The sequence below is a fragment of the Kitasatospora albolonga genome (genome assembly GCF_039535905.1).
Classification (GTDB): Bacteria; Actinomycetota; Actinomycetes; order Streptomycetales; family Streptomycetaceae; genus Kitasatospora; species Kitasatospora albolonga.
In genome coordinates this window covers 97,555-104,041 of the sequence record NZ_BAAAYB010000101.1, presented here as the reverse complement: position 1 = coordinate 104,041, position 6,487 = coordinate 97,555, and the positions used below count along the sequence as shown (strand labels likewise).

The 6,487-nt window shown below is 72.4% G+C and carries 6 protein-coding genes and 1 tRNA gene; 1 reads left to right on the top strand and 6 read right to left on the bottom strand.

The genetic code is table 11. From position 1 onward, the window contains the following. From ABD946_RS26225 to ABD946_RS26205, 5 genes are all read right to left on the bottom strand, one after another. Positions 1–1,590 (bottom strand): class III lanthionine synthetase LanKC N-terminal domain-containing protein (locus ABD946_RS26225; protein WP_425558701.1); only part of this gene is annotated, 1,590 nt, incomplete at its 3' end. After that, positions 1,572–1,739 (bottom strand): SflA family class IV lanthipeptide, encoded by a 168-nt coding sequence (locus ABD946_RS26220; RefSeq protein ID WP_345287628.1) that lies wholly within the window; start codon positions 1,737–1,739, stop codon positions 1,572–1,574. The genes ABD946_RS26220 and ABD946_RS26225, both read right to left, overlap by 19 nt. Positions 1,740–1,938: 199 nt before the next feature. Next, complete coding sequence (locus tag ABD946_RS26215; RefSeq protein ID WP_345287626.1) at positions 1,939–2,802, bottom strand: PIG-L family deacetylase; 864 nt, start codon at positions 2,800–2,802, stop codon at positions 1,939–1,941. A gap of 130 nt (positions 2,803–2,932) precedes the next feature. After that, positions 2,933–3,406, bottom strand: a complete 474-nt coding sequence (locus ABD946_RS26210) for a DUF4442 domain-containing protein (protein ID WP_345287625.1) — start codon at positions 3,404–3,406, stop codon at positions 2,933–2,935. A 62-nt stretch (positions 3,407–3,468) separates the two neighbouring features. After that, positions 3,469–4,710, bottom strand: coding sequence for a coiled-coil domain-containing protein (locus ABD946_RS26205; RefSeq protein ID WP_345287624.1), 1,242 nt, complete (start codon positions 4,708–4,710; stop codon positions 3,469–3,471). A 172-nt stretch (positions 4,711–4,882) separates the two neighbouring features. Between ABD946_RS26205 and ABD946_RS26200 the strand changes: the two genes are divergently transcribed. Further along, a tRNA-Val gene (locus ABD946_RS26200) sits at positions 4,883–4,954 on the top strand. Positions 4,955–5,259: 305 nt separating this feature from the next. Here the strand turns inward: ABD946_RS26200 and ABD946_RS26195 are convergent. Next, a complete protein-coding gene (locus ABD946_RS26195) occupies positions 5,260–6,486 on the bottom strand; it encodes an MFS transporter (RefSeq protein ID WP_345287623.1) in 1,227 nt (408 codons plus the stop codon). Position 6,487: the final 1 nt, after the last annotated feature.

Below are 6,487 nucleotides of genomic sequence, written 5' to 3'. Positions count from 1 at the left end.
CGGTGCAGGTGCCGGAGCAGTTCCAGCCCCAGCCCCCGCGCTCCCGCCGTAGACGTCGACCGGCGTCGGGACGCTCGCGCGGGCGGAGAGCACCGGGTCCGCGATCCGCAGGGCCTCCTCGGTGCAGTAGGCGGCGGTGTGCTCGACGATCTCCTCCAGGAGCCCGCCCTCGACCCGCCGCCGGGCCACCGTCCGCAGCGGCCCGGTCGTGCGGCGCGGCCCGGTCGTGCGGTGCGGCCCCTTCCGCAGCCGTGCGGCCCCCGCGGCGCGCTCCGCCGGGTCGGGGCTCGTCAACTCGCCGATCACCGACCGGATCCAGCGGTGCTCAGTCTCGGGCAGCGCCCAGGCCAGCCCTTCGAGCGTCCGCTCCCGCCGCACGGCAGGGGCCGGGTCGACGATCACCGGATCCAGTCCGGTGGCGGCGAAGCCGATGGTCATGCCCAGTGCGTAGTAGTCGTCGTCCGGCCCCTGGCCGGGCCCGGTGGGCGCGCCGTAGCCGGGCGTGCCACCCTCCGGTCCCGCGCCGTCCCGGCTGCTGATCCCGAAGTCGACCACGTGGCACCGGCCTTCGGCGTCGAGCACCACGTTGTCCGGCTTGAGGTCGCGGACCACCACACCCCGCCGGTGCACCTCGTCCAGGATCCGCAGCAGCTCCGCCGCCCACTCGGCCACCCCGCGCCCGTGCCGGGGCCCGTGCCGCAGGACCTCCCGCCGCAGGTCGCGGTCGCCGCAACTGGTGGTCACCAGGTACTCGTCGGTGCGGTGCCGGAAGTAGTCGAGCGCGCGGGGCACGCCCGCCACGCCGTCGAGGGCGATGAGCACCGCGTGCTCGTTCCGCAGCCGGTCCCGGGCGTCCGCGCCGGACTCGTCCTCGGCCACGTACGCCCGCGCCTGTTTGACCACCACGGCCTGCCCGGTGGCGAGGTCCTCGGCGCGGTAGACGTTCCCCTGCGGCCTGCGCGCGATCCCGCCGGTGACGCGGTACCGTCCGCCGCCGAACCCGCCGTTCCCGTCCGGTGGTTGACGTCGCCCGGCCCGCTGCTCGAAAGGGTCCTCGGCCCAGGGCGGGCAGCGGTAGGCCGCGGTGGCCAGCCCGTCGAAGACCCGGCCGTCGGGGCCGGTCATCACGGACTCCAACCGGCCGTTGCGGCCGGTGCGGTACTCGCCGGTGAAGGGGCCGTAGCGGTAGTAGACGGGGGAGTGCGGGTCGACCCGCCGGTCGCTGACGATCTGCGGGCCCTCCCGGCCGCGCAGTACGGCGACGAGCTCGTCCGCCAGCTGGAGCACCGTCCCCGGCGCGGGGTAGACGGTGACCGCCTTGCCGACCGAACCTGCGCTCAGCACCCCGGAGTTGAGGCTGCGCAGGGTCTCCTGGTCCTTGGCCCACTTGGCGTGGCAGACGTGGCGCAGCAGCACCGGCAGGATCAGCCCGGTGACGAGGTCGAGCTCGCCGGGGCGGGCCGAGACGTGCAGTTTCCAGCCGTGGTCCACCGCCGGCATCCGCCGGTCCGTCAGATACGACCAGGTGTCGTCCGAGGATCTGCGGCGGCCGGTGGTGGACCCGGCCACGATCAGGAGTTCCAGTCGCACGCCACGCGCGTGGTGGCAGTCACCCACGGCTCCGCGAGGCAGGCGGTGGCCTCGTGGTCGCTGCGGTCGTCGTCCTCGAAGGCGAGGAACTCGTCGTCGACCGACAGCGGGCCCGCGTCGCGGATTTCGGTGATCACGGCAGTGGACATGACGCCTCCAGGTCTTGTCGCGCGTCCGGCGGCGGCGCTGGTCGCGACCGTCGCGGCGCCGGCCGGGTGGGGCCGGCTCCTGATCCACGAAGGTAGGTACGAATGGTGCACCTGACAAGGGGTCAGGTCACAACTGCCTCACGGAAGCGTCACGTTGATGAAGGAACGGTGCGGTCCGCTTGGATGTCCGCGGTCCGCGTCAGCGCAGGCCGGCGAAGAGGTCGTCCTCGGGAAGAGGCGCCCCGGTGGTGTCCTGCACGCGGACGAAGGTCTCGATGCCCATCAGCTCGGTGAACCGCTCCTTACCCATCTTGAGGAAGAAGATGTTCTCGCCCTGGCTGGCGTGGGCGGCCAGCGAGTCGAACTTCTGGCCGCCGTACTCCCGGGTGTCCACCCAGGTCTTGATCTCCTCGTCGGGCAGCCCGATCTCCGGCATCTCCGGGGAGTCGGACTGCACCGCGCCCTCCTCCACCGCCTCGTCCAGGGTCGGCTCCTCCCAGTCCGAGCCGAGCTCGCGCATGACCTCGCCGAACTTCTGCATCCCGGAGCGCGGCATGGTGGTCCAGTACACCTTCGCCGGGATGCCGGTCAGCTCCACCGCCGCCATGGTGATCCGGTGCGCCTGGATGTGGTCGGGGTGGCCGTAGAAGCCGTTCTCGTCGTACGTCACCACCACGTCCGGGCGGTACTTCTCCATCAGCTCGGCGAGCCGGCCCGCGGCCTCCGCCACCGGCGTCTGCCAGAACGCGCCGGGGGCCTCGTTGTTCGGCCAGCCCATCATTCCGGAGTCGGCGTAGCGCAGCAGCTCCAGGTGGCTGATGTTCAACACCTCGCAGCTGGCCCGGAGTTCCTCCTCCCGGATGGCCGCCACCGCCGCCGGGTCGTGCCCGGGCTCGCCCGGCTTCACACCGCCGGGGCCGTCGCCGCAGCCGCCGTCGGTACAGGTGACGAGCACGGTGCGGATGCCCTCCGCCGCGTACCGCGCCAGCACACCACCCGTCCCGGTGGCCTCGTCGTCGGGGTGGGCGTGCACAGCCATCAGGGTCAACGGCCGGTTGGTCATGGGAAACGTCCTTCGATGCTCGGTCCGCGATCACAAGATCTCTGCGTCCGAGTCTGCGTCATCCCCCTGTCGGTTCGCGCGCAATATCGCCAGGGCGGACGTGGTCGTCGAAGTCTGGCTCCGCGCCGGCTCAGGCCTCGCGGCGCTTCTCCCGGACGTAGACCTGCTTGCGCACCCGGGCCACCACCGTGCCGTCGGCCGCCAGCACCTCGGTGTCGAACCAGACCAGCGCCTTCTTCCCCTCCGCCGTCAGCTCCTTGATCTCGGCGATCCGGTCCTCGGTGAGGACGAACTCGGCGAAGACGTCGCCGCGCCCCGGCGAGACGAAGTCGATGGTGGCGGCCGCGTCCCAGACCACGTACTCCCGGCCCAGGTTCTGCATCACCAGCAGCATCCAGAACGGGTCGGTCATAGCGAAGATCGAGCCGCCGAAGTGGGTGCCGACCCAGTTCCGGTTGAACCAGCGCAGCCGCAGGCGGACCTTGGCGGAGCGGTAGTCGTCGGAGACCGCCAGGACCCGGATGCCGGCGAACAGGAACGGCGGCCAGAAGTTGATGCCGCGTCGGAAGGTGGTGGCGGTGACGTTGCCGCGCTTACGTGCCATGGGGCGACTCTAGCAAGGAAGTTACTTGCCAGTAATGTGACGGCCGTCACCCTGCTGGGGGGCTACGCGTGGGTGCCCCGGATCATCGCCACCACCCCGGCGGCGCTCTCCTTCACCGCGGCCAGCTCGGTCAGGAAGTGCCAGTAGTCCGGGTGCCGCCCGGACTCCTCCAGCTCCGCCACCGCCCGGTCCAGCCGCGCCACCGCCGCGTCCAACGGCGCCGCGTGCCGCGGGTCCGGCGTCTGCCGCCCCGCCATCGCCAGCCGCTGCGCGTCCCGGATCGCGAACCGGGCCTGCTCGATCTCCCGGTGCGGGTCGTGCGCGACCTCCTTCAACTGCCGCACCCGCCCGTGCACCGCCGCGATCCGCCCGTCCGCCTCGTCCAGCACCGCCCGGACCGTACCGATCGCCGCCGTCGCGTCCGGCCAGCGCTGCTCGTCCCGCGCGGTCGTCGCCTCGGTGAGCTTGGCCCGCGCGGTGCGCACCGCCTCCGACGCCTGCTCCGGCACCTGCTGCAGGTCCTGCCAGCAGGCCGCACTGAACCCGCGCCGCAGCTCGCTCAACGCCGGCGCGACGGTGTCGGCCTTGGTCTCCAGCGCCTGGATCCTGGTCCGCAGGCTGCCCACCCGGCGGTCGATCTCCCGCGCCTTCTCCGGCAGCTGCTCCGCCGCGATCCGCACCGCGTCCGCCCGCAGCCGCACGTCCTCGGCCCGCTGCAGCGTCGGCTCCACGCCGTGCCGGCCCGCGCCCTCGTTCAGCTTCGTCAACTCCGGGGCCAACTGCGCCAGTCGGGCCGCCAGGTCGTCCGCCTTCAACCCCGCCGCGCGCACCTCTTCCAGCGCGGTGGTCGCCCCGAGCAGTGCCTGCTTCGCCTGCGCCACGGCTGGCGTCACCCGCATCAGCCGGCTCTCGGCCTGGTCGATCACGGGCTGCAGCCGCGCCATGAAGGCGGTGAGCTCCCCCTTCGTCGCCGTCAGCCGACGCTCGGCCTCGCCCAGCCGCTGCCGCGCCTGCTCGGCGACGCCGCCGTCCAACTCCTCGTCGTCCAGGTCCTGCGCGTCCAGCGCCCCCAGGTAGGCGACGGTGACCTCGTTCACTCGGGCGCCGAGCTGCTGGAAGTCCGCGACCGCCTGACGGGCCGTCTGCTCACCCCCCGCGGCCTTCACCGTCTCCACCGCCAGCTCGGCCTCCCGCTGGGTCGAGTCCAGCTCGTAGAACGCCTGCTGCGCCGCGTCCCGAGCCGCCCGGGCGGCGTCCCGCCGGCCGTCTCCCCGCCGCCACCAGCCGCCACCGGCCACGCTCACGCCACGCTCCCTGCTACCCCGTCCACTGCACTCCGCCCCATTCTCGCCGATCACCCCACGATGCAGGCACCCCCTCCGGTCCCATACCCCGGAACCCTGCGGCGGACCACGCCCCGGACCAGGTACTCTTGTCCCTCGTCGTACGCCGCCCCACGGTGGCAGCACGCGACACGGGCGCATAGCTCAGCGGTAGAGCGCCGCCCTTACAAGGCGGATGTCGGCGGTTCGAAACCGTCTGCGCCCACGTAAAGATGCAGGTCAGAGGCCCTTTCGCTCTTCCGGTGGAGGGGCGTCTGGTGTTGCAGCACGCATTTAGCACGCATCGGTGACCCGAAACTTCCTTGAGCGGGTGTCACTTGCTCAAGGGTTGGACATCTCGCAGGTCAGAGCAGTTCTGGCGGTGGGGTCTGCCTTCTCCAGCACGCTTTCAGCACGCACTGGTCGGACCGGTCGGGTTCGCACAATCCCAGCTTGCGGTCCCGCCAGCCGCGAGCTGGCCAGCGCGCGAGGGGCCCGCTCCGCCGCACCCCGGGTGCTGTTGGTGAGTTCTCAGGTGGTTCGGACTTTGAGTTCCTTAGCAGTTCGGGCTGTGAGGGCGAGCGCTGCTGCAATTGCGGACAGTGATGCGAGCAGGAGGAAAAGGGGAACGTGGCCGCCGAGTAAGGGCGCAGCGGTGGTGGCCATCCAAGGGGCAAGGGCGCCGGCAACGGTTGTGGGTGCAGCGAGGAGTCCGCTGAGTCGGCCATAGGCGGCGCTTCCCCAGCGGTCGGTGACGGCGGTGGCCTGGAGCAGGGTGAGGTTGCCGCGGACTACGCCGGCGAGCATCGCGGCGGCGAACAGGAGCGGGGCGGGGCCCGGCACGACGGCCAGCAGGACGGTGGTGATCCCTCCGGCCGCGAGCAGGGCGGCACTGCGGTGGGTGACCTCGGTGCGGCGGGCGAGGCTCGCGTACAGGGTGCGGCCGAGGGTCTGGCCGAGACCGCCGAGGCCGAGTGCCCAGGCGGCGGTCGCCAGCGGAAGGCCCCGTGCGATGAGGAGCGGGACGGTGGCGAAGACGACCCCGTACATCGCGAGTGAGGAGAGGGTGAACGCCGCTGCCAGGAGGAGGAAGGGCCGACTGCGGCTGACGGCGGCGGGCGCTGTGGCGGTGTGTACCTTCGGTGCTGGCGGCCAGGGGTGACGCAGCATCAGCGCGTGGAGCGGGAGGGCGGTCACCGCCAGGACGGCGGCGAGCAGGAGGTAGGTCGTCCGCCAGGAGAGGTGGTCGGCGAGGACTGCGGTGACCGGGGCGAAGACGGTGCTGGCCAGGCCGCCGGCGAGGGTCACGGTGGTGAGGGCGCGGACGTGGTCGGGCTGGTGCCAGCGGGTCAGTGCCGCGAAGGCGGGCAGGTAGAAGGTGGCCGCCATCGCGGTCCCCGCCAGGAGCCAGGCGGCGGCGAAGACCGCGATGTTCGGCGCGAAGGCGGCTGCGGCCAGGGCGGCGACGCCGACGGCGGAGCCGGTGGTCATCACGACGTGCGGGCCCCGTCGATCGAGGACCCGGCCGACGGGTATCCCGACGAGGGCCGAGACCAGCAGCGCTCCCGAGAAGGCCGCGGTGCTCCAGGCGGCGGACCAGCCGGTGTCGGCGGTGATGTGTGGCAGGAGCACCGGGAAGGCGTAGTAGAGGATGCCCCAGCTGATGATCTGCGTCGCACACAGGGCGGGCAGCACGGCGCGGGGCCGCTCCCGGTCGGTCGTACCGGGCGCGGCCCCGCGTGGGTGAGTGGTCGTCACG

Excerpts from the sequence above, each read along its gene's own strand:
- ABD946_RS26220 (WP_345287628.1), bottom strand. The coding sequence starts at position 1,739 with ATGTCCACTGCCGTGATCACCGAAATCCGCGACGCGGGCCCGCTGTCG.
- ABD946_RS26215 (WP_345287626.1), bottom strand. The coding sequence starts at position 2,802 with ATGACCAACCGGCCGTTGACCCTGATGGCTGTGCACGCCCACCCCGAC.
- ABD946_RS26210 (WP_345287625.1), bottom strand. The coding sequence starts at position 3,406 with ATGGCACGTAAGCGCGGCAACGTCACCGCCACCACCTTCCGACGCGGC.